The 22,886-nt window shown below is 55.5% G+C and carries 23 protein-coding genes and 1 other RNA gene; 11 read left to right on the forward strand and 13 right to left on the reverse strand.

The window, feature by feature from the left end; translation table 11 throughout:
• Positions 1–387 precede the first annotated feature (387 nt).
• Positions 388–2,202, reverse strand: a complete 1,815-nt coding sequence (locus tag C7476_RS16890) for an ABC transporter transmembrane domain-containing protein (RefSeq protein WP_114431078.1) — start codon at positions 2,200–2,202, stop codon at positions 388–390.
• A gap of 203 nt (positions 2,203–2,405) precedes the next feature.
• On the opposite strand from C7476_RS16890, the gene rpmE reads away from it, so the two are divergent.
• Both rpmE and C7476_RS16900 read left to right on the forward strand, forming a co-directional pair.
• A complete protein-coding gene (gene rpmE, locus C7476_RS16895; RefSeq protein WP_112523777.1) occupies positions 2,406–2,627 on the forward strand; it encodes a 50S ribosomal protein L31 in 222 nt (73 codons plus the stop codon).
• Between the two features lie 141 nt (positions 2,628–2,768).
• Positions 2,769–4,190 carry an APC family permease gene (locus C7476_RS16900; RefSeq protein WP_114431079.1) on the forward strand — a complete coding sequence of 474 codons (1,422 nt, stop codon included), beginning with the start codon at positions 2,769–2,771 and terminating at the stop codon, positions 4,188–4,190.
• A gap of 54 nt (positions 4,191–4,244) precedes the next feature.
• Here C7476_RS16900 and C7476_RS16905 read toward each other — a convergent pair whose 3' ends face one another.
• The 7 genes from C7476_RS16905 to ssrS all read right to left on the reverse strand — a co-directional run bounded on the left by C7476_RS16905 (position 4,245) and on the right by ssrS (position 8,706).
• Positions 4,245–4,994, reverse strand: coding sequence for a YebC/PmpR family DNA-binding transcriptional regulator (locus C7476_RS16905; protein ID WP_112523780.1), 750 nt, complete (start codon positions 4,992–4,994; stop codon positions 4,245–4,247).
• 147 nt (positions 4,995–5,141) lie between these two features.
• Positions 5,142–5,567 (reverse strand): DUF1284 domain-containing protein, encoded by a 426-nt coding sequence (locus C7476_RS16910; protein ID WP_114431080.1) that lies wholly within the window; start codon positions 5,565–5,567, stop codon positions 5,142–5,144.
• Positions 5,564–6,139, reverse strand: coding sequence for a biotin transporter BioY (locus C7476_RS16915; RefSeq protein WP_114431081.1), 576 nt, complete (start codon positions 6,137–6,139; stop codon positions 5,564–5,566). Before C7476_RS16915 ends, C7476_RS16910 begins: the two co-directional genes overlap by 4 nt.
• 44 nt (positions 6,140–6,183) lie before the next feature.
• Positions 6,184–6,927 carry a TerC family protein gene (locus C7476_RS16920; protein WP_114431082.1) on the reverse strand — a complete coding sequence of 248 codons (744 nt, stop codon included), beginning with the start codon at positions 6,925–6,927 and terminating at the stop codon, positions 6,184–6,186.
• An 81-nt stretch (positions 6,928–7,008) separates the two neighbouring features.
• Complete coding sequence (locus C7476_RS16925) at positions 7,009–7,833, reverse strand: TIGR00282 family metallophosphoesterase (protein WP_112524200.1); 825 nt, start codon at positions 7,831–7,833, stop codon at positions 7,009–7,011.
• Positions 7,834–7,898: 65 nt separating this feature from the next.
• Positions 7,899–8,486 carry a 5-formyltetrahydrofolate cyclo-ligase gene (locus C7476_RS16930; RefSeq protein WP_114431083.1) on the reverse strand — a complete coding sequence of 196 codons (588 nt, stop codon included), beginning with the start codon at positions 8,484–8,486 and terminating at the stop codon, positions 7,899–7,901.
• Between the two features lie 63 nt (positions 8,487–8,549).
• Positions 8,550–8,706: non-coding RNA, 6S RNA (gene ssrS / locus C7476_RS16935), on the reverse strand.
• A 121-nt stretch (positions 8,707–8,827) separates the two neighbouring features.
• On the opposite strand from ssrS, the gene C7476_RS16940 reads away from it, so the two are divergent.
• From C7476_RS16940 to ligD, 3 genes are all read left to right on the forward strand, one after another.
• Positions 8,828–9,274, forward strand: a complete 447-nt coding sequence (locus C7476_RS16940; protein WP_114431084.1) for a GNAT family N-acetyltransferase — start codon at positions 8,828–8,830, stop codon at positions 9,272–9,274.
• A 194-nt stretch (positions 9,275–9,468) separates the two neighbouring features.
• On the forward strand, positions 9,469–10,317 hold the full coding sequence (ku, locus tag C7476_RS16945) for a non-homologous end joining protein Ku (RefSeq protein WP_114431085.1): 849 nt from the start codon (positions 9,469–9,471) through the stop codon (positions 10,315–10,317).
• Between the two features lie 276 nt (positions 10,318–10,593).
• Complete coding sequence (gene ligD / locus C7476_RS16950) at positions 10,594–13,152, forward strand: DNA ligase D (RefSeq protein WP_114431086.1); 2,559 nt, start codon at positions 10,594–10,596, stop codon at positions 13,150–13,152.
• Here ligD and ku (C7476_RS16955) read toward each other — a convergent pair.
• Entirely contained in the window at positions 13,149–13,955 is an 807-nt protein-coding gene (ku, locus tag C7476_RS16955; RefSeq protein ID WP_114431087.1) for a non-homologous end joining protein Ku, read from the reverse strand. The two genes, ligD and ku (C7476_RS16955), sit on opposite strands and share 4 nt — an antisense overlap.
• Positions 13,956–14,072: 117 nt before the next feature.
• Here ku (C7476_RS16955) and C7476_RS16960 point away from each other — a divergent pair, with 117 nt between their 5' ends.
• The 3 genes from C7476_RS16960 (at position 14,073) to C7476_RS16970 (ending at position 17,496) form a co-directional block, all read left to right on the forward strand.
• Entirely contained in the window at positions 14,073–15,083 is a 1,011-nt protein-coding gene (locus C7476_RS16960) for a DNA topoisomerase IB (RefSeq protein ID WP_114431088.1), read from the forward strand.
• 250 nt (positions 15,084–15,333) lie between these two features.
• Entirely contained in the window at positions 15,334–15,633 is a 300-nt protein-coding gene (locus C7476_RS16965) for a hypothetical protein (protein ID WP_181872479.1), read from the forward strand.
• A 183-nt stretch (positions 15,634–15,816) separates the two neighbouring features.
• A complete protein-coding gene (locus C7476_RS16970; protein ID WP_245426395.1) occupies positions 15,817–17,496 on the forward strand; it encodes a S10 family peptidase in 1,680 nt (559 codons plus the stop codon).
• A gap of 37 nt (positions 17,497–17,533) precedes the next feature.
• Here the strand turns inward: C7476_RS16970 and C7476_RS16975 are convergent, their stop codons facing one another.
• The 3 genes from C7476_RS16975 to C7476_RS16985 form a co-directional block, all read right to left on the reverse strand.
• Positions 17,534–17,962, reverse strand: coding sequence for a DUF2214 domain-containing protein (locus C7476_RS16975; RefSeq protein ID WP_245426396.1), 429 nt, complete (start codon positions 17,960–17,962; stop codon positions 17,534–17,536).
• 53 nt (positions 17,963–18,015) lie between these two features.
• Positions 18,016–18,399, reverse strand: coding sequence for a DUF6152 family protein (locus tag C7476_RS16980; protein ID WP_114431090.1), 384 nt, complete (start codon positions 18,397–18,399; stop codon positions 18,016–18,018).
• 76 nt (positions 18,400–18,475) lie between these two features.
• Positions 18,476–19,540: a glycosyltransferase family 2 protein gene (locus tag C7476_RS16985; protein WP_114431091.1), complete on the reverse strand. Its 1,065-nt coding sequence runs from the start codon at positions 19,538–19,540 to the stop codon at positions 18,476–18,478.
• Between the two features lie 230 nt (positions 19,541–19,770).
• On the opposite strand from C7476_RS16985, the gene C7476_RS16990 reads away from it, so the two are divergent.
• Positions 19,771–20,055: a hypothetical protein gene (locus tag C7476_RS16990; RefSeq protein WP_114431092.1), complete on the forward strand. Its 285-nt coding sequence runs from the start codon at positions 19,771–19,773 to the stop codon at positions 20,053–20,055.
• 41 nt (positions 20,056–20,096) lie between these two features.
• Here the strand turns inward: C7476_RS16990 and C7476_RS16995 are convergent, their stop codons facing one another.
• Positions 20,097–20,516, reverse strand: a complete 420-nt coding sequence (locus C7476_RS16995; protein ID WP_114431093.1) for a hypothetical protein — start codon at positions 20,514–20,516, stop codon at positions 20,097–20,099.
• Positions 20,517–20,801: 285 nt separating this feature from the next.
• Between C7476_RS16995 and C7476_RS17000 the strand changes: the two genes are divergently transcribed.
• Together C7476_RS17000 and C7476_RS17005 are read left to right on the forward strand one after the other, a co-directional pair.
• Positions 20,802–22,352, forward strand: a complete 1,551-nt coding sequence (locus C7476_RS17000) for an EAL domain-containing protein (protein WP_114431094.1) — start codon at positions 20,802–20,804, stop codon at positions 22,350–22,352.
• 94 nt (positions 22,353–22,446) lie between these two features.
• Positions 22,447–22,869: a hypothetical protein gene (locus C7476_RS17005; RefSeq protein WP_114431095.1), complete on the forward strand. Its 423-nt coding sequence runs from the start codon at positions 22,447–22,449 to the stop codon at positions 22,867–22,869.
• Positions 22,870–22,886: the final 17 nt, after the last annotated feature.

Here is a 22,886-nt window from a genome sequence, read left to right on the forward strand (position 1 = left end):
GCCGTCCTTCCCCACTTTCGAACGGCTCCGGAAGCAGCTCCCCATGGAAAGGACGGGCATAGGATAGCTCAGGTTCGGGGAGCGTGGATAAGTGGGCCACGATTATTTTGGTCTGGAGGTTGATCGGGTGCCTTGAAGGCTGGTGATTTGCCGGATGGCAATGCTGCTGTGCGCCCTTCGGCAAGCTCAGGATGAGGGAGTTGGGTGGGGTGCAGGGAGCTCAGATAGAAACAGCAACGTTCCTATCGCGACGCCCCCGGGTATCGTGCAACCCACCACTTCCCTCATGGTGAGCTTGTCGAACCACGCACGGCAGCTTTGCCAAATCCGAGCACTTACGGTATCCGTCAGAACGTTTTACTTTATCCCCGAAACGGCATCACGCCGTTACTCCGCAGCGCCCCTGAAGGCATCGGCGCCTGCTTCAAACTGAAGCTTGGCAAGGCTCGCATAGATGCCGTTCTTCTTGACCAAAGTCTGATGCGTGCCTTCCTCGACAATGCGTCCGTTTTCCATGACGAGAATGCGGTCGGCCCTCAGCACGGTCGCGAGCCGATGCGCGATGACCAGTGTCGTGCGGCCTTGCATCAGATGGTCGAGCGCCTTCTGCACCAGCATTTCGCTTTCAGCATCGAGTGCGGACGTCGCTTCGTCGAGCAGGAGTATAGGCGCGTCGCGCAGGATGGCCCGCGCAATGGCCATGCGCTGGCGTTGGCCGCCAGACAGTGTGATGCCGCGCTCGCCAACCTGCGTATCATAACCATCGTCGAACGCTTTGATGAAGTCGTGTGCCAGTGCCGCCTTGGCCGCGGCCTCTATCTCGGCGTTTGTGGCGCCAGGTCGGCCAAAGCCAATGTTCTCGCGCGCGGTCGCGGCAAAAATTGTCGTATCCTGTGGAACGATCGCGATGCGTGAACGCAAATCCGAAGGATCGACGTCGCGCAGATCGAGCCCATCGACGCGGACACTCCCCGAAACCGGATCGTAGTAGCGAAGCAAGAGTGAAAACACGGTACTCTTGCCGGCGCCGGATGGACCTACGATAGCGACCGTCTCGCCCGGCTGGATGCTGAAATCGAGACCTTTCAAGGCCGGAGCATTCGGGCGCGACGGATAGTTGAAGCGCACGTCGTCAAAGTTCACCGAACCTATGGCCGGCTGCGGCAGAGGAACAGAATTGGCCGGCGCTTCAATTGCCGGTTTCTCTGCCAGGATTTCCATCAGTCGTTCGGCTGCACCCGACGCTTGTGACAGCTCACCCCAAACCTCGGAAAGCGCACCGAGGGCTCCCGCGGCAAACACGGCGTAAAGCAGAAACTGGCCAAGCGTTCCGGGCGTCATTGCACCAGAAAGAACATCACGCGAGCCAAACCAAAGCACAGCGACGACACTGGAAAAGATCATGAAGATGGCGAAGGCGGTCAAGATTGCCCTCGCCTTAACCGACGAACGCGCCGCCGAAAACGCATCTTCGACGGAAGTGCCAAAGCGCGTTGTTGCCAGCTTCTCGTTGGTGAATGCCTGCAGCGTGCGCACCGAGACAATGGATTCGGCGGCATAGGCCGTGGCATTGGCCAGCGTATCCTGGGCGGCACGAGAGCGGCGGCGCACGGATCGCCCGAAAGCGACCAACGGAATGATGATGAGCGGAATTGCCGCGATAACAAGTCCCGACAGCTTGGCGCTCGTAATCACCATCATTACGACTGCTCCCAACGCAAGGATGAGATTACGGAGAGCGACTGACGCCGTCGCACCGACTGCCGATTTAATCTGTGTCGTGTCTGCCGTAAGGCGCGAGACGATCTCGCCAGACTGCGTACCATCAAAGAAAGCCGGAGAAAGCCGTGTCAGATGGTTGAATACATCCCGGCGCAAGTCCGAAACGATACGCTCACCAAGTGTTATGACGAAATAGTATCGCCCGCCCGAAGCGAGTGCCAGAAGCGCTGCAAGCACCACCAGCATGCCAAAATAGTTATTGATAAAAGCACCGTTTGCGCCAGTAAAACCGTGGTCGATCATGCGCCGGACAGCCAGCGGAAGTGTCAACGTCGTTACCGCCGCCAGCACCAGGGAGACCAGCGCGCCAGCTATCATGCCCCGATAGCGAGACATATATGGGTAGATACGCCGCAGTGGTTTCAAAGAGCGACGCTTTCTTTCCGTCTCTTGAAGGTGAGATGGATCCCTATCGGCCATGTCTCAGGTCTTCCTCACATCGCTTTGCGACTTTGCGGCCAGACGGCCTTGTTATTGCTTAAAGGCTGATGTATAGGCTCGCCAACAGTTTTGGAAGCCCACGCCCCTGTGACGTTTGGCTTCATCTCTACCAATCGGCTCCGACCGGAACCCCACTTAGGCAGTGGCGCTGGTTTTGTGCCCTCTAGTTTAGGACGATACAGATGCAAGCCAAGATTCATCCGGATTACCACACCATCAAGGTTGTCATGACCGACGGCACAGAATACCTGACCCGCTCCACTTGGGGCAAGGAAGGCGATACGATGAACCTCGATATCGACCCCTCCACGCATCCGGCATGGACCGGTGGTTCGCAGCAGCTGACAGACCGTGGCGGTCGCGTATCGAAGTTCAAGAGCCGTTTCGCCAATCTCGGCATATAAGTTTTTCCGGTACACCGGATTTTAAAACGGCCCCGATTATTCGGGGCCGTTTTTGTTGTTCGCTCCCTCTCGTTTGACAAGCTACTGTTTCGTCAATAGTTTTTTCAAACGCGTATCTGCATTTACAAGGGGGAGAACTCGATGACCGACGTGACTTCAGGTAGCAGCGCCGCGGGGGCGACGATTGAACCAAGTCTTCACCGGGTCATGGGCCCCTGGCTCCTGCTCCTCTTCATTGTTGGCGATATTTTGGGAACTGGCATTTATGCGCTCACTGGCCAGGTCGCAAAACAGGTTGGTGGTGTTGTCTGGCTGCCGTTCCTGGTGGCGTTCGTCGTCGCCGTCGTCACTGCCTTCAGCTATCTCGAGCTCGTGACGAAGTATCCAAAGGCAGCCGGCGCAGCGCTTTATACGCACAAGGCCTTCGGTATCCACTTCATCACTTTCATCGTCGCCTTCACTGTCATGTGTTCGGGCATCACTTCGGCCTCAACCGCATCGCGGGCTTTCGCCGCCAACCTCTCGGGGGCGTTTCAGCTCAATCTTGAAACGGGGATTGGCATTTCGCTGGTCGCACTCGCCTTCATGGCTATCGTCGCGGCCGTGAATTTCCGTGGCGTTGGTGAGAGCGTCAAGGCCAATGTGGTTCTGACCATGGTCGAGCTTACTGGCCTTCTGATCATCATTTTCATCGGCTTGTGGGCCATTGCCGCCGGTCAGGGCGACGTCTCCCGCATCACGCAATTTGCGACATCGCCGGATACCAGCGTGTTCTGGTCCGTTATGGCCGCAACCACACTCGCCTTCTTCGCCATGGTCGGCTTCGAGGACTCGGTCAACATGGCCGAGGAATGCAAGAACCCGTCGGGAATTTTTCCAAAAGTACTGCTGGCAGGTCTCTTCATTACCGGCGCTATCTATGTGCTGGTCTCTATTTCCGCCATCACCCTCGTTACACCTGCTGATCTCGGCGAAGGCGAAACCCCCCTGCTCAAGGTCGTCCAGGCCGGGGCGCCGAATTTTCCGCTATGGATTTTCGGCTTCATCACAATGTTCGCCGTCGCCAACAGCGCCCTGATCAACATGCTGATGGCGAGCCGCCTAGTCTACGGCATGAGCCGCGAACATGTCTTGCCGCCAATCTTCGGCAAGGTGCATGCGACACGCCGCACGCCATACCTGGCGATCGCCTTCACGACATTGCTGGCGTTTGCCCTGATTCTGTTCGTGGGTGAAGTTCCGGCGCTTGGCGGCACAACAGCATTGTTGCTGCTGTTCGTTTTCACGATCGTGAACATCGCAGTTCTGGTCTTGCGAAAAGAAAGCGTCGACCACGATCATTTCCGCACTCCGACATTTTTACCGATCGTGGGCGCAATCTGCTGTGCCTTCTTCGCAGGCCCCTGGACGGGCCGCGATCCAGTGCAATACAAGATCGCAGGGATCCTTATAAGCATCGGTGTGGTGCTATGGGTTGTTACCATTCTGGTCAATCGCGCCACCGGAATAAGGCCGACTGACGCGGATATGGAAGCTCTGGGTGGTGACGGACCGGTCAACTAAGTTCAACAAAAACCCGCCAGGACATTCCTGGCGGGTCATTATTTTTAAATAGGATCAGGCTGCGCTGAGCTTGGCCAGAACTTCGTCGCTCACTTCAAAGTTAGCATAAACGTTCTGCACGTCGTCATCGTCGTCCAATGTCGAAATCAATCGAAGAACCGACTGCGCCTTTTCTTCATCAACCGGAGCGGTCGTCGCAGGCTTCCAGATCGCCTTGATTGATTCCGCTTCACCAAGCGCGGCTTCCAGCGCCTTCGAAACATCGCCGATATCTTCGAAAGCGCACAGGATCACGTGGCCCTCTTCGTCGCTTGCTACATCATCGGCTCCAGCCTCGATCGCAGCTTCCATAACCTTGTCGGCGCTACCCGCCTCGGGCTTGTAGGTGATTTCGCCGACGCGATTGAACATGAAGCCGACGGATCCGGTCTCACCCAATGCGCCCCCAGCCTTGGTGAAGGCCGCACGCACGTTGGAGGCCGTGCGGTTTCGATTGTCCGTCAATGCCTCGACGATGACAGCAACGCCGCCCGGGCCATAACCTTCATAGCGGACTTCCTCGTAGTTGTCGGCATCGCCACCGGACGCCTTCTTGATGGCGCGCTCGATATTATCCTTTGGCATCGACTGCGCCCTGGCGTTCTGTACGGCCAGACGCAAGCGCGGGTTCATCAACGGGTCGGGCAGACCCTGCTTGGCAGCGACAGTGATTTCGCGCCCGAGCTTGGAGAAGATTTTCGACCGAACGGCGTCTTGGCGCCCTTTGCGGTGCATGATGTTCTTGAATTGTGAATGGCCTGCCATGGCACCCCTGCGTGCTTGTCTGCGGTTGTTGATGTTTCACTTCAGGGCCCAGCAATGAGCGGGCTGCACCGAGCGGAAACATGCTTCTGGAATGGCGCCCTTATAGGTAAAAAGCGGCGCCTCGTCCAGCACCAGTCGCTTCGCCGTTTACTCAAACGTTAGTTTGGTGCCTTGGTAGTCGGCTTTCGATATGGCGGAGCAAAGCTCAAACCACTCGCAACCGATACAAGCGCGCCGGGTTTGGCCCTTCGCGAAGGCGTCGCGGAATTTTCCGACTCTCACAGCTTCAAGATTTATAGTATCGCCGACCTGAAGTGGCCTGCCAAGCAGATCAGCAACGCCATGCATAGCTTCCGTATCGCGCTCAACAACGCTGTCGCGCAAGCAATGCGGTTCGGTCGTCGCGAGAAGGGGCTCGCAAATATCGTCCGGCCCTTCCTTGATCAGGATATCCTCGCCGACCACCAACCTCGCAATGACCTTGTCATAGTTGGTGGTAAAGGCAGGACTATAGCCTTTGCCGACATAGGTCAGCATGCAGAGCAGATGGTGCGCGCGAAGCTTGACCGTCAAGAGAGGCGGATACCTGAGCGGCGGAACATTTCGATCGTTGCGGCAGCCAGCGCCGATTTGAGGACGCCGCCGATGATGAATGGGGCGACACCGAAAATCCATGCCTTTTCGAGGCCGATCATGTTTGCCAGCCACGACCCACCGAGCACGAGGCATAGCGCATTGCCGAGAAGCATGACACCGAAAGCCGCGAATGGATTGCGCGTCAGCCCACGTTCCGCGAGAAAACCAACGAATACCGCAACAACAGGAAAGGAAAACAGATATCCAGCCGTTGGACCTGCAAAGGCAATCTGGCCCGGCGTGCCGTCAGCCAAAACAGGCAATCCGACGAAAGATTGGAGAAGCCATGCGATGACAGTAATGCCTCCAAGCCGCCAGCCGTAAAGTGCCCCGACCATCGTTACGGCAAAGGTCTGCATGGTGACTGGCACCGGAATCATCGGGACCGAAATCCACGAACTGACTGCGAGGAGCGCTGTGCCGATCAGAACGGCGATTGCCTTGTACAGAAGCGAACGGTTGGCAAGTTTGAGCGGAACGAAAGCCTCGGCAAAAGTGGTCTGGGTCATTGAGTGCAAATCCTCCAATAGGTGTTAATGTACTTGTATCATAATCAGTGCTGCTTTTTCCTGCGGCGCGCCAGCATGTTGAGTGCCTCGACAAGGGCAGAAAAGCCCATCGCCGCATAGATGTAGCCTTTGGGAACATGGTAGCCAAACCCATCGGCAATCAGCGTCATACCAATCATCAAAAGGAAGCCGAGCGCAAGCATGACTATAGTAGGGTTGTTGGCGATGAACTTCGACAATGGCTCGGCCGCAAGCAACATGACGGTCACGGCGGCAAGCACGGCAATAACCATGATGGCGATTTCGTCTGTCATGCCGACGGCGGTGATGATGGAATCTACGGAAAACACAAGATCGAGCACGAGTATCTGCGCGATTGCTGCACCCATCGTAAGCGTAACCGTCTTGCCGATGACATCTTCCTTGGCATCCTCATGATCGACCGTGTGATGGATTTCCTTCGTGGCCTTCCACACCAGAAACAAGCCACCGGCGATCAGGATAAGGTCGCGCCATGAAAACCCATGACCGAAGGCTTCGAAGATCGGTTCTGTCAGCTGCACGATGATCGAGATTGTAAATAGCAAAACCAGCCGCAGGATCAGCGCTGCGCTGATACCAAGCCGGCGGGCACGCGCCTGCTGTTCCTTCGGCAGCTTGTTGGTGAGTATCGAAATGAAGATAAGATTGTCGATGCCGAGCACCACTTCCATCACGACAAGCGTAACGAGGGCGATAAGGCCTGACGGCGTGTAGATGAAATCGAAATAGGAGAGTAGCGCTTCCATGGGGGTCGTTCCTGAGGTTAGTGGCCCGGATGGTGTAGAGGTGCGTGCTTCGACTTAGGTGAGCGCCCTTCTTCGGTCAACTCATTTCCAGAATGATGGAATGGTTTCTTCAAGTCGCGGTCCAAGACGCAGTGGAGCGATCTTTTCGGCGAGGCCCGTGCGGTCGGAAATTTCAACCCCGACCCCGCAGATTGTCGCTTTGCCGCTGGCGGCCTCAAACCGGCCTTTCGGCACTTTCGAAAGAAACCGGTTAAGCGGTTCTTCCTTGTCCATCCCGAGCGAGGAATCATAGTCGCCGCACATGCCCGCATCGGACATATAGGCGGTTCCACCATTCAGGATCTGCGCATCTGCCGTCGGCACGTGCGTATGGGTGCCGACGACGAAACTGGCACGGCCGTCTACAAAGTGGCCGAAGCACTGTTTCTCGCTCGTCGCCTCTGCGTGAAAATCAAAGACCACCGCATCCGCCTGTTCACCGAGCGGACATGCTGCCAGGATTTCTTCGGCTATCGTGAAGGGATCATGCAAATCCGGATGCATAAAAACGCGGCCCATGATGTTGGAAACGAGAACTCGGGCGCCATTTTTGGCAAGGAATATGCCCGAACCTTTTCCCGCCGTCCCCAACGGGAAGTTGGCAGGCCGAAGGAAGCGCTGTTCGCGCGCGGCGAAGACCAACGCCTCGCGCTGATCCCAAACATGGTTGCCCGTGGTGACGACATCGGCACCGGCGTTGATCGTATCGTGGAATATTTCTTCGGTAATGCCAAAGCCGCCGGCCGCATTTTCACCGTTAACGATTGTAAAGTCGAGTTTCAGATCGGAGATAAGGCCCGGTAATTGTTCATAAACGGCGGTCCGGCCCGAGCGGCCTACCATATCACCAAGAAAAAGTAATCTCACGCGCACATCCTGAGTGAGAGCGCCCGTTCCTTCGGGGCTCATGATTATTAATTGGCTTTATCGATCTAGCCAAAGCTACGCAACCCGCTTTCCGTCAGGACGGCCTCCAGCGGCACGTCATGCGGTTCGTCAGGCACGATTTCTACTTGCTGACAGTCAAAAGCCACGCCGATCAACCGGGGATTGACGCCAATCTCCTTCAGTCGCGCGATTGCACGGTCATAGTAGCCTGCACCATAGCCGATACGATGACCGCGCTCATCGAAAGCGGCAAGAGGGACCAGCATGAACGAAGGATCGAGAACTGCCGCATCCTCGGGCGGTCCAGCCGTGCCGAAACCCGTGGCAACCATCGGCGCACCGCGCACAAGTTCGCGAAAAAGAATCGTCCGCTTGTCGATGATGACCGGAAGACATAGCCGCGCACCTTTTTCACGCATATGGAAAAGCAGAGGGCGCAAATCCACTTCCGACCGGATCGGCCAGAAACCCGAGACATTGGTTCCTGGATCTACAACAAGGGACGCGACGCCAGCGTCGGCGATCCGCATTGATGCTTCAATCCGATACTCCGCAGAAAGCGCGTCGCGGCGGGCCAGAGCTGCGAGCCTCAAATTCTTCTTCAGGTCCTTGATGGTGGATAGGTGCTGCAAGCGGGTGACTTCATGAGGCGCTGGAAGCTGGACTCCAGCTCGGGATGAGCACAAAATTAAAAGCGGCGTCCACACAACCGATGGAGAAGTCGATCCCGGGAACCTACAAAGTAGGTGGGTGCCGTGTGAAGAAGCCCACGGGCCTCCTCAGGGACAGCTCCCTAAGGGATCATTAAGGCCCCGGGGAATATGTCTCTCCTGTCGAGAAGCGCAGAACGCCATCCCAAATATAGGATGGATGGTTGGATTGCACCAGTAGGGTTGTCGGCTAATTTCAACCTCTTGCGCTCATTAAATCGCAACCCTAATCTCGCGCCTGGCAGATCAGGAGACAAACATAAATGAGCGTTCAAATCCGCCCCTTGCAAAAATCCGACGAGGCCCAGTGGCGTCGGCTTTGGACTGCCTATCTCACCTTTTATGAGACCACAGTGCCTGAAAATGTCTACCAAACGACATTCGCGAGGCTGACTTCCGGTGCTGACCATGAGTATCGCGGCTTCATCGCCGAGTTTGAAGGCAAATCTGTCGGGCTCACGCATTACCTGTTTCATCGGCACAACTGGAGCATAGAGGATGTTTGCTATCTTCAGGATCTTTATGCCGACCCCGACGTGCGCGGCAAGGGTATCGGTCGCGCGTTGATCGAAGCCGTCCATGCCGAGGCCACCAAGGCTGGCGCCCACTCGGTCTATTGGACGACCAATCAGGACAACAAGACGGCACGCCAACTCTACGACAGGATCGCGAAAGTAACGCCTTTCATCAAGTATGTGAAAATGGTTTGAGCCTCCGGCGCGGTCTAATCATACGGCCCGCCGTTGTTTGCCAACCCTGCTATTTCCCGTTCAAGTTGTATTCTTCTGCCAAGATTGTTACCGTCCCGTCCATTCATCAAGCCGTCGAACATACGGACCAACAAGGGTTTCGGAACTAATCCACCTCAAGTGCATTTCGCAATACGAGCCATGGGAGTTGAGCGTTGGCGCCAAGAGCAAATTGGAAAGGCTTTCTGAAGGTTGCAGAGCTTTCGTGTCCTGTGGCGCTGTATACGGCCGCCTCGACCTCTGACCGCATCGCCTTTCACACGTTGAATCGTGCAACCGGCAATAGGGTTCAGCGGCAATTCATTGATTCCGACAGCGGCAAGCCTGTGGAAAAGGAAGATCAGGTCAAGGGCTACGAGGTTGGCGACAACGACTACATCGTACTCGAGCCCGAAGAGGTTGCTGCTGCGGTTCCCGAGAGCGACAAGACGCTATCAGTCGAAGCATTTGTCGCCACGGACGATGTTGACGATATATATTTCGACAAACCATATTATCTCGCACCTAGTGACAAGCACGGCCAGGAAGCCTTTGCCCTCATCTGTGAGGGCATGAAAGACAAGAAGGTGGCGGCGCTTGCCCAAACGGTGCTTTTCCGCCGCGCTCGCACGCTCTTGATCCGCGCAGTAGACGGTGGACTGGTCGCCAACACATTGCACTTCGATTACGAGATCCGCTCAGCCAAGGATGCGTTTAGCGATATCCCTGAGATGAAGATCACGGGCGAGATGTTGGACCTTGCCAAGCATATTATCGGAACGAAACGCGGCAGCTTTGACCCTTCCGAGTATAAGGACCGATACGAGGCCGCCCTTGCCGAACTGGTTCGGGCTAAACTCGAAGGCAAGCCGATCCCCAAGAAACAACCCGCCAAGTCCGAGAAGGTCGTCGATCTTATGGAGGCGCTGCGGCAAAGCGCGGGTGCGGGCAAGAAAGAAGCGAAACCCAAAAAGACGCAAGCCCGCAAACCCAAGGCGGAACCCGCACGGAGGAAGGCGAGCTGAAAAGAGCAAGTTCCGACCATATTGGATCGTTCTGCCAGAGAGAATTTGGTTCAAGGCCAAGGAGTTTGGCGAGGCCGATGTCTTCCCATCGGACGATGCCGAAATCCGATGGATTTGGGCCAAATTCACCTGGCCCTTCGGGTTTCCGGCTGGCGGACACCCACTTTGTCAGGCGGCGTCGTCCGATGGGAAGACATCGGCCTCGCCACCTTCCGCGTGGCGTTGCCTCGCCATCCGTGAAACAGAACTGATTCAATATGATCGGAATTTGCTCTTATGGTTGCGCTCGAAACATACCGGAAAAAACGCGATTTCAAGACAACGTCAGAGCCAAAGGGGCGCAAGTCGCGTAAGGCCGGTAATAGTTTCGTCATCCAGAAGCACGATGCGACGCGACTTCATTACGATTTACGCCTTGAAATGGATGGCGTTTTGAAGAGTTGGGCCGTTACGCGCGGCCCTAGCCTGGTACCAAGTGAGAAGCGGCTCGCGGTCCACGTGGAAGACCATCCTTTGGAGTATGGCGGCTTCGAGGGCACGATACCCAAGGGCGAGTATGGTGGTGGAACTGTCATCGTCTGGGACCGTGGCACCTGGACCCCGGTCTTTGACCAGAAGTACGGGTATGCCAAGGGCCATCTGGAGTTCGAACTTCACGGCGAAAAGCTTTCAGGGCGTTGGCATCTGGTTCGCATGCACGGCAAACCGCGCGAAAAGCGCGAAAACTGGTTGCTCATAAAGGCAGAAGACGATTCCGCGCGTACCGAAAGCGATCCCGATATCCTTGAGGAGCGCCCTGAATCCGTGAAGTCCGGGCGGGAAATCGCTGATGTCGCTGGCGAAGACCCCGGCTGGTCTTCAAAAACTGGCAAGATCGATAAAAAGAAGGCCGCCAATGGCAAAGCCACCGCCAAAGCTGCCAGAGCACAGTCTTCTGACATCCAAGCGGCGAATGTCCCTGATCCTTCAAAAATCGACGGAGCCAGGAAGGCACCCCTTCCCTCGTTTGTCGAGCCAACGCTGGCAACACTTGCGCCAAAGCCGCCTTCAGGCGAGCGCTGGATTCACGAGATAAAGTTTGACGGCTATCGACTGCAGGTACGGATCGAGGCCGGCCGGGTCAAGCTGTTCACTCGCAACGGCCTCGACTGGACGAAGAAGTTCGGCAAAGAAATCGTTGGCGCATTTCAAAGCCTGCCAGTTGGCACGGCGCTGATAGATGGCGAGCTGGTGGTCGAAACAGCTGGAGGCGCCTCCAACTTTTCCGCCCTGCAAGCCGATCTCAGCGACAACCGGACGGATCGTTTCGTCTTTTACGTTTTCGACCTCCTCTATCTTGACGGCTTTGATCTGCAAGGGCTGGCCTTGATTGAACGCAAGGCCGTGCTCGAGAAACTCGTAGCCGATGCACCGACGATAATCCGCTACAGCGGCCATTTCGAAGAGAACGGACCTCTTATTCTCGATCACGCCTGCCGGCTTAGCCTCGAAGGTATCGTGTCGAAGCTTCGCGAAGCACCATACCGCTCCGGCCGCGTCAAGGATTGGATAAAGGCCAAATGCTCCCAACGGCAGGAGTTTGTCATCGGCGGCTACGTCCCATCCACCACGTCGCGCAGGGCGATCGGCTCGCTCGTCATGGGCGTTTACAATGGCAAGAAACTTGAACACGTTGGCCGCGTCGGAACTGGGTACAGCGCGTCGGTGGCGGAAGATTTGTTTCGGAGGCTCGAACGCATTCGCGCGCCGGAGAGTCCCTTTGCCGAACGGCTGAGCGCCGATGCGGCACGGCAGGTGCGCTATGTGAAACCGCAACTTGTCGCTGAGGTGGAGTTCCGCGCCTGGACAGCTGACAACAATCTGCGTCATGCAGCGTTCCGTGGTCTGCGCGAGGACAAGCATCCAAGCGAAGTCGTGCGCGAGACGCCAAAGTCAAAGGCATCGCCACAACCGGAGAGGCCGACAGTGAAACTTACCCATCCCGATCGCATCTATTGGCCGGAAGAAGGCGTCACCAAGCAAGGTCTGGCGGACTACTATACCGAGGTCTGGAAGTATATCGCTCCCTTCGTCGTTGCGCGCCCCTTGGCGTTGCTCCGGGGGCCAGAAGGTATTACTGGACAAACCTTTTTTCAGAAACACGCCTGGAAGGGCCTCAATACCAATATCGCCTTGGTCACCGACCCAAAAGACAAAGACGACGAACCGTTGATCAGCATCAACGACCTGGACGGGCTTATCGGTTTGGTGCAGTCGGCTGTGCTCGAAATTCACCCTTGGGGTTCGACGATCACAGATTGGGAGCGCCCGGACATGATCATCATGGATCTTGATCCAGGTGAAAATGTCCCTTGGGAACAGGTCATAGCAGGCGCATTGGAAACCCGGGAGCGACTTGAACAGGCAGGTCTGGCCGCCTTCATCAAGACCTCCGGAGGCAAGGGTCTCCACGTGGTGGCCCCAGTCAAACCCAAAGCTACCTGGCCGGAAGTCAAGGCTTTCACCAAAGCACTTGCGGATTCAATGGCGTCCGACAGTCCTGACTCATATGTCTCGACGATCACCAAGTCGAAACGCACGGGCAAGATTCTCATCGATTATCTGCGCAACCAGCGCGGTATGACAGCAGTTGCACCCTACTCAACGAGGGCGCGTCCAGGCGCTGCCGTTTCGATGCCACTCGAATGGGATGAGCTTACTCCCGGCATTGGCCCGGCTTATTTCACGGTATTGAACACGGCGACGCGTCTTGCCGCCATAAAACGCGATCCTTGGGCCGATTTTCGTGCAGCAGCCGCTCCAATTGAAAAGCCGAAAACAAAAAAGCGCGGTTAACGTTTTTTTGTTTTGCTTTCGCTGGCGATACTCTTCTTCAAAGCGTCCATGATGTTGACGACATTGCTTGGAGGCTCCGATGCGCTTTCCTTTGCCTTTGCCGGACGCTTCTTGCCCTTCTTTTTTGCCGCGATAATTTCCAGCAAACGATCCTGAACCGGATCATCGACCATTTTAGGATCCCAAGGCTTCATCCGCTCATCGATAAGCGTTTTCACCAACGGCATGAGATTGCTGTCGACCTTGTCATTCTTTATATCCCCGAAGTAAGCATCGCGATCACGTACTTCATCGCCGTAGCGCAATGTCCACAAGACAATGCCGCGACCTCGCGGCTCCAGCATCACAGCACGCTCTCGCCTGTACATAACCAGCCGCGAAATCCCGACCTGACCGGTTGCCTCCATAGCATCGCGGATAACCGAAAAAGCTTCTTCGCCCACGGGATCGTCTGGTGTCAGATAGTGCGGCTTGTCATACCAGATCCAATCAATGCTATCGCGCGGCACGAACATCTCGATATCGATCGTTCGCGTGCTCTCAAGCCCCACGGCCTCAATTTCGTCCTCCTCCAGCATGACGTATTCGTCTTCGCTACGCTGATAGCCTTTGACTTCTTCGTCCTCATCCACCGGCTTGCCACTTACGGAATCGACATATTGGCTGACAACGCGATTTCCCGTTTTCCGGTTAAGCGTATGGAACTTGACCTTTTCATTGTCCGTAGTTGCAGGAGTCATCGCCACCGGGCAGGTGACGAGCGAAAGCTTCAAATAGCCTTTCCAGAATGAACGCGGAGCCATGAGCTCTCCTTCCAATACGTAGATGGCGTGGTTGATTCTATCTTGCCCCTTTTTTCCGCTTCAGGGAACAGTTCCGTCACGACAGGCGTTCTTGGACCGCAACAACAAGGTGAAGAAATGCAGCCGGACTATGCATATTATGCAGAGAAACTTGGACTGAAACTGGTTGATCCGGAAGCATTTACCTTAAAGCGCGTCGCATCGACGGATACATTCAATTACATCCGTACCAACGGACGGCCCGTCTCGCAAACACACATCAAACGTATGGTAGCACTTGTCATACCGCCGGCCTGGACCGACGTTTATTGCTGTGATGATTGCGACGGCCATATTCAGGCTGTGGGCCTGGACGCGCTTGGCCGCCGGCAATACATCTACCACCCCAAGTGGGAGGAGGTGCGCAACAGCATCAAAACTCATCGCTTGCTTGCATTCGGCAAGGCACTTCCGCGGATCCGCAAACGCATCATCCGCGATATGCGGCGCCCGCCGACATCAAGCCGTCCGCTTGCCGCGCTTGCCCTCAAGCTGATCGACCAAAAGGCTTTCCGGGCCGGGCATGAAAAATATGCCAAGGATGGTGGTCGTGGCATCGCCTCACTCAAAAACAGCGATCTCAAGATCAACGGCAATATCGCGAACTTCGTCTTTGCCGGTAAATCGAAAAAGAAGAACGAAATAGCAATCAGCGATCGCGCCGCCGTCCGGCGCTTAAAAGCCCTGAAACGGCGGGGACGGCTATTCCAATACAAGGACAAGCAGCGCTGGCGCAGCCTGCATGCGGGAGAACTGAACCAATATCTGCAAGAAATCTCCGGTTCAAAAGTCAGCGCCAAGGATTTCAGAACTTTTCATGGTTCGGCCCGTGCTCTCGAATTCCTGGCGCGGATGGATGCCAACTCCGATTCCGCCCGGAAGCGGGCTCTTGCAGCAGCCATGCGCAATGTCAGCGAATTTCTGCGCAATACACCTGCAGTTACACGGTCAAGTTATGTTCATCCCCTTGTGACGGAGTACTTCAACGCCGGCCAACTCGATAGTTCGCTCCTGCGCCCGCCCCATCGGGCAGGGCTTACCGGCCCTGAAACTGGATTGATGAGGCTCCTCGAGCAAACAACAGATTGACCGTGCCGGAAGTCCATTCAAAGGCAATCCTCAATTGGGTGTTATCGCCGCGTATCTCTCTTGCTAAGTTTGCCCATCAGGAGTGGCATTTTGCAGTGCGGTAAGTGGTGAATTCGACAAACGAATCCAATTCGATTTGCGGCCGCACCGAAAATGCGCTTAGCTTTTTTCATATCGCCGCAATGATGACCTCGCGGAATGGCGGTCCGCAAATTGAGATGTGTTCTCGCTAAACAGATGGGAGCGTGTCATGGCATTCACAGATAGAGATCAACGAATATTCGCGACTACGGACTGGGAAATCATGCAGCGGGCTCACAACAGAGCATCGCAGCTATTGGATCGGTGTCCCAGGACCCATGAGCGCTGTAACGATCTGGCTCGCGTCGTCATGGCTATCTATGAGAGCGGCGTACGTGATGAGGATGAGCTGGCGGCAATGGCAGCAAATCGAGAGCTCAATTTTATGGCGGGACGCGGGCATTTTCAAAAACCGTTTCCATTCAAAAATGCGGCGACTCTCACACATCATTCCATGACCGAACACTAGTGCGACAGAGCGAGAGGCGGAGCCGCAACACGGCTTCGTCCTTCAGATCAATTTCGGGCCAGTCCCGCAGCTTTTATCCTATCCGGCGCGAATGGTGCTTGGTTTGCCACGCGGCCTACAATCTTATGGACATCGCAAGGCCATGTACCGGCAGATTGTCGTCGTCTGGATGCAGATCAATTTGTGTTGAGTTCCCTCTCCCGCGCGAATGAATACACTCTTTGGCGACGCCGCCGCATCGAAGGAGGGGAAGAGCTGTTCCATCACATCATTTTACGTCTAGCCATCGCCTTTGCACTTCTAACCTCGCCAGCGTTTCCGCAAGACAATGCGCGGCAAGACGTTGGTCCAGATGATCATGGTGGGAAAGTCGGGCAATCTCGACAGCCGTCAGGTGCTGGAGATAACGTACACACTCCAAAGACAGAGAGCGACAATTCGACCGGCATTCTGGGCCTTTTGGCTGCGGATTCAGTTACCGATCACGCCTTGAAAACCAGAGCGCAAGACCTCGCGTATACGGCCACCGCGGGCACACTCAGCCTCTTTGGGCAGAATGGAGAGCGAACCGCCAAGGTATTTTATACCGCCTATGTCGCAAGTAATCGTCAAGCGGGTCGTCCGCTTACCTTTGCCTTCAACGGCGGGCCGGGAGCCGCGTCGGCATATCTCCACCTTGGGCTGGTCGGGCCACGCATTCTCGATTTCGGCTCGAACGGACAGGATGGTACCAGACCCACGCTTGTCGACAATCCGGATAGTTGGCTGGAGTTCACTGACCTTGTGCTGATCGATCCTGTTGGCACGGGTTGGAGTCGTGCGGCGAGCGACAGCGTAGCTTCGAGTTTCTATGCGGTTGGCCAAGATGCGGAGAGCATTGCCAAGACAATCGCGCTCTACGTCAATCACAATGAGCGCATGGCTTCCCCGAAATATCTGCTTGGCGAGAGCTACGGTGGTTTTCGCGCCGCAAAAGTCGCCTCTGCGCTCAAGAATGATCAAGGCATTCTTGTTTCGGGAATTGTCATGCTCTCGCCACTCATCGAGGGGCAGCTTTTGTTCGGGGAGAGGGAGTATCCGCTGGGTGCGGCTCTTCAGCTTCCTTCGCTTGCTGCTGCAGAGTTGGAACGCCGAAATGCCTTCGACTCGAGCGCGATCCGGAATGCAGAGCAATTTGCCATGACGGATTATCTTGTGACACTTGCGGGACCTGAACCGACAGGGGACAAGGCAAAAGCCTTCTACGCGCGGGTTTCACAATTGACTGGCATACCCGAAGCGGTCGTGGGCAGAACGCGCGGTTTTCTCGACAACACCTATGTCAAGCACTCGAAGGGCGATGAATTCGAGGTTGTCAGTCCTTATGATGCGTCGTTTGCCGTCTCAGACCCTTATCCTGAGTCCGACGCTGACCGAAGCAACGATCCTATCCTTGATGGGTTCACGCGCTCATATGGGGCGGCTTTTGCCAGCTACGCCCGTAATGAACTGGGTTTCCGCACCGAATTGACCTACAGACTGCTCGCGAACGATGTCAACGAGCGATGGGAATGGGGTCGTCGCGGCAAAAGCGGCGGTATGCGAGCCCAGGCTAGCGCGACCGGCGATATTCGCGATCTGCTCTCGGTCATACCATCTTTCCGTTTGTTGGTCGCGCAGGGCTACAGCGATGCCATAACGCCCTACGGGATCAGCAAATACGTCATTGACCATCTGCCCTCGTCACTTGCTGCTGGCCGGGTCGACCTCAAGCTTTATCGTGGCGGCCATATGTTCTACACGCGGTCAAGCTCCCGGCGTGACCTGACCGCAGATGCAAGAACCTTCTTTTCCGGACAGATTGGAAAACCCCAAGGGGAATAGTGGATAGCTTCCAGACAGGCGATAGGGCGCACATTGATTAGAGAAACCCGATCCACCGACCGGCAATTATGGCGCTGACCCAAAAGGCCATGGACAGGAATGCTGAAAGCTGCACTCTTCTGGACGGCTCTTTGTTCATAAGTGCGAGCCGCCAATGGCGATTTTGATTGAGCAGCAAAGCGTTGGTGATACCCAAACCGACTATTCCGACCTTGATGAGGAAGGCGGTATTGTGAATGTATGCGATGGGCCTCACCGAAAAGAGCATCAATCCAGTGAGAATGGCAAGCCCAATACCTGCTGCAGCAACACGTGAAAGAGGTGGGCCAAGCGCGCCGATCGGATACTGCCTGAATAGCCCCATTATTCTAAGGTCCAGTGTGATGATGGCGCCCAAGACAAGACCGATCGAAAGAATATGCGCCGCGTTGACAAGCAGATAGGCAATCTGAAACCGCCGAAGCATTACCGCTCCGGGCCACTCGGAAAGCGCTTGCAAAAACTCCATCAAAACGTTGATCAGTTCGTCTTTATGCGCTCGGGGTAGATATCAAATGTCTTCCCACCTACGGCGATCCGCACTGCCTTCAAACGTTTTTCGCCTGGGTCAGTGGACCGATTGCCGAGTGCAACTACCTCATCGCCGATTTTTGCCGAGCCCTGGACAAAGCCGGAGCGTTCGGTCTGACGCGGATTGCCGAGTTCTACCCGCCAAAGACCATCATTCGCAGTTTCCACATCGAGCGTCGGGTGCGGTGGGCCGATATAGAGTTCACGGATTACACCCTTGAGCTCTATTTGATCGGCCTCGGCCCAAGACCAGCCGTGATGCGCTGCAGCGCCCGAGACAATTGCCGTCATAAAGATGGCGCCGCCAAGAAACCGACCGTACAAATTCATCATGCCTGCCTCCTCTGCTAGGTCGTCCCATCGATTATCATAGGCCATTTCCAGCACCGGTACACGGTTCAAGATAGATTTAATCCATCGTGCGCCGGATGGTCTTTGACATCCGTGACAGGAACGCCGGCCGGGACGATGCGACAAGCTTCCATGCCAAGACCGTTTTCGCCATCTGCCGCGGCAGCACTCCGATGGATAAAAACCACGCCGCAAGGACCGCCCGACGGCGCAAGGATGCGTTCATTTCCAGACTGGCGCTTACGCCTGCGACGGCCAAAGCCAGCTTGGAATCATCGGCGACGGGGTGCTGGCTTTCATCGACGCACAAGGATGCCAAGCGCTCTTCCAGATGAACCGGATCATGCAGATTGGCATCCTGCTGCACGGTCAGGCCGATCTCCGCCGCTTGGTCCGACAGGGCCTCCAGGCGACGGAAATCATGCTCCACCCGCCAGCGGGCCCGTTGGCCAAATTTTTCTGCAAAGACCGAGTGATTGCCGCCATGGATTCGGTAAGCTCCGAGACAGGCCTCTAGCGACGTCACTTTTCCGTAGAGCGGTGCCAGCGTAGCCAGATATCCGTCAGCCCCCTGCCTGAAGTCCTGTTCAGGAATTGGCATGATCGTTTCAAGCGTTGATCGATCAAAGGCAAGACCGCTAGTCACCGTGGTTTGGTAACGGCCCTTGCGCAAGAGTTTCGGAACGACATCACCGGAATCGAACGGTAGTTCAGGTGGCGGGAAGATATCCTTGATCTGTTCTTGCTCATCCACGATATGCAGTCTGAATTGCATCTGGGCGATTGTCGCTTCCCAAGCGCTGACCGCCTCTGATACCGCATTTGGGTAAAGGTAGTCGTCAGCGTCCAAAAAGAGAACGATCTCCCCCGATGACGCCGCGAACCCCGTGTTGAATGCGGCTGCATGCCCGCCATTTCGTGTCCTGAGGCACGGGCGCACCCTTCCGCCATATGATTCGATGATTTCTACGGAATTATCGGTCGATTCATCATCGACAATGATGACCTCGACATCTCCGTAATCCTGCTCCAGCGCGCTATCGATGCACGGCCGTAGAAAGCGTGCGTAGTTGTAGTTGGAAATAATGATCGATACCGGGGTGCGGTCAACGTCGGAATACATCGCGTTTAGCCTCAGCATTTTGTTTCGGGTGTGGCGAACTGCAATTCGGGTTCACTGAATCAAGCTGCTAGGGCACGGCAGGCCCTTGCCACGAGTCTGCACCTGGTTGTGTCCTAGTTATGACACAGGTTGATGAATGCCCCTGGCGGGATTGGATCGAACTGCGTTCTTGTGCGTTGGTTTAAGGGCACATTTTATCCGCCCGAATAGTTCAGTCGGAGGATACAGCCATGCATGGAGTCAACCAGCAACTTGAAGGTCTCTGTCTGGCCATAGCATCGATCAATCGCTTGTTGGTCGCCAAGGGAGTTGTCACACAAGAAGAATTGGACACCGCGCTCGAAAAGGCAGAGACAACTGCCCGCAGCGAGGATTGGTATACTGCTGTTTGCTTGCCGATCCGGATTCTTCAGGTCGCCAACGATACCGGGGCAGACAAGCCGTGGTCAGTCTCGGAACTTGCGAAGCTCGTCACAGATAAGGAGCCACGTAAACGTTCAATTGAAGACCACTAAACGTGCATCTACGGAGGAATAGAGCAGGACGCCCATGATCGTCACAGCCGGCGTAGCGGCGGCAACGTTGGGCAATCTGTCGGTATCGCCGAGTGAAGAAGAGCCTGCATCTGTTCTGGCAGGTCGAGCTCGCCTCGTGCCGCGATAGTCAAAAGATATCGGGCCTTGGTACGGCGATCCCCTTCGCTGATCGCGGAATAGGCGCAGACAGCCAAAAGCGCTTCTTCCTCGGCTCGGCCGGCTTTGTCATGTCCGTGACCGGTGTCGTCCTTCTCTTGGATTGCCTTGCCAAACGCTTCGTACGTTCTCTCGTGCATCTTGATTAGCCCCAGCAGATCGCTGGACGGTTCCGTGTCCCGGTGTGGCGGCGTTATGGTGAAAGCTGCTGCGACGGGCGCAGCGATGACGGCACCGCCGCAGCTGAGAAGCAAGGCACGACGATCAATACTAATCTTGGGCATGGTAAATCTCCTCTCTTCGTCACTTAACGCAGTCAGCCAGATCAGTGTCTTAAACACTGGTCGCCGCGTTCAATCGTAGCACGACGGTCGACCCATTCATGTCAGTATGGATGATACCCGGGATATGCCGGCATCTGCGCTAGAATTAAATCAAACTACTTAGTTTTCCCTGGATTCCGGAAAATCAGAGAAATATTAACGGTCGTAGTGTCATTGATAAGCTGGCGCTCGAGTCAACAAACTGGCGTGTCGATCCCGTGGTGGAAAGCTTGGTGGATTCTCCTAATGTCGCGCTATTTTGATGGGCTGTGGTACAGAGCAATATTGATTGCTGTGCTCATTGCCGCCGGCGCCGTGTGCGGCATGTGGATCAGCAGGCTTGTCGTCATCTCAAGTGACCGCGGGCAGATGCGACTTTTCTCTGAACGACTTCTTGATCGCGCGGTGGATGTTTTCACCGAAGCCGACAGGATGCTGACAGTCATCAATACGTCCCCCTATCCTTTCTGTTCGGACAAGGAAATATCCTATTTGCGGGACGTGCTGTTCGGCACCAGGTATCTCAAGGACATGGGGAGAGTGAGCGATGGATTTTTCCATTGCTCCGCGGTGTTCGGTAACGGAAAAACGCCGATGCCTCTGGTCGCACATGATCTCGAAACACCTGCGGGGAAGCTGATTTATGCCAATTCGCGCCTGGCCATATCCAATTCCAGCGCCCCAATTATCGGTATTGGCAAGGGAAATGTAGTACTGGATCCCGCCTCTTTTGAAACGCTTAAAAATTCCGCCTATGCCTACGTCGTGATGTACAATCCACAAGGCTCATCTTCTACAGTCGGGATGTTCGGTCCATTGAATATCGGCAAGCTTGACGTGAAACCAGCCGATGGCGTTGGCCGTACCGGAGATATTGTCTACCGTGATGCCTGCCGAGACATGGCATGCGTGACGGTCCACGCCGAGGTCAGTCAGCTTGAAGCATCAGCGCAGCCGATCACGGCAATCATCTCGATTTTTGGCGCTACGCTCGGTGGCGCTCTCGCCACGATTATCATCCTGCTCCAACGTAACAATCTGAGCATGAAAACGAGGCTGCAACAGGCGCTTGGGCATAATAGACTAACGATCGAGTATCAACCTATTGTCGATATAGCGACAGGTCGCACCGTAGCAGCCGAAGCGCTTGTGCGGTGGAAGGAAAAGGGGGAAACGATACCCCCGGACGTGTTTATCCCTGTTGCTGAGAAAGCCGGTTTGATTAACCGACTTACCATTCGTGTTATCGAAAATGTGCTTAAGGACATGGCGCCAGTTCTCGATGCCAATCCCGATTTTCACATCAGCATCAATATAGCCGCTGCGGACCTATTCAATCGCGATTTCAGTGCCCAGCTCGCGTCGCGGCTTGAGGAGGCGAACGTCGCCAGTCGCCAGATTGTGCTTGAAATCACAGAACGTTCGACCGCCAACGCCGTCGACGCCATAGAGGCAATCAAGCGCCTGCGATCCCGCGGGCACCGGATATTCATCGATGATTTCGGTACCGGATACTCGAGCCTCGCCTATCTCGGTGAACTCAATGTCGACGGGATAAAGATCGACCGATCGTTTACCCAAACGATCGGAACCGGTTCCGTCTCGGTGTCAATCGTGCCACAGATCATTGGCATGGCCCATGTGCATCATCTGGATATCGTCGTCGAAGGTATCGAGACGCCCGCCCAGCGTGACTATTTTGCGGCTCTCGTCCCCAAGGTTGACGGACAAGGATGGCTCTTCGGCCGCCCTACCAGTGCGGCAACAATCAAGGAACTCCTGAATTCGCTCACGTGAGCGTCTCGTGCGTCGCGAACTGATTTGAAATCCGTCCCCTCCTGGATCATATGTAATAACAAGCCATACGGCACAATCAAATGGGGTGATTTCCATGGAGGAAGACGCCGCAACTTTCGCGGCCCGATTGAAACACCGGGCGCATACGTATGGATTTTTGACATGCGTCCTTCTGGTTGCATCATCGATCATCGGCGATGCAGGAGGTCCGCTTTTCAGCTGGCTCTGGCCCCTGTTGATCATCGGCGGGTTGTTGACCCTTTTCCTGGCCGTCTATCTTCGTTTCGATGCAGCGCTGTTTCGCTTTATCGCATCCCATGACGACGAAACGGAGGGCTGCCGCGCGGTGGACGATATTCTCGCGCGAATGCATCTGCGAACGCGGCCTGATAGGACGCGACCTTTGCAAGCGCGCATGACACGAACCAACAGCCTCCTGATGAAACTGCATCTTGCTTTTGCGGCTTTTCTTGCTTTATTCGCTGCGATAACAGCCTATGGGTTGTGGACCGGTTAAAAACAACCAGAGGGGGT

The sequence above is a fragment of the Phyllobacterium bourgognense genome, from assembly GCF_003337575.1.
Taxonomy (GTDB): Bacteria; Pseudomonadota; Alphaproteobacteria; order Rhizobiales; family Rhizobiaceae; genus Phyllobacterium; species Phyllobacterium bourgognense.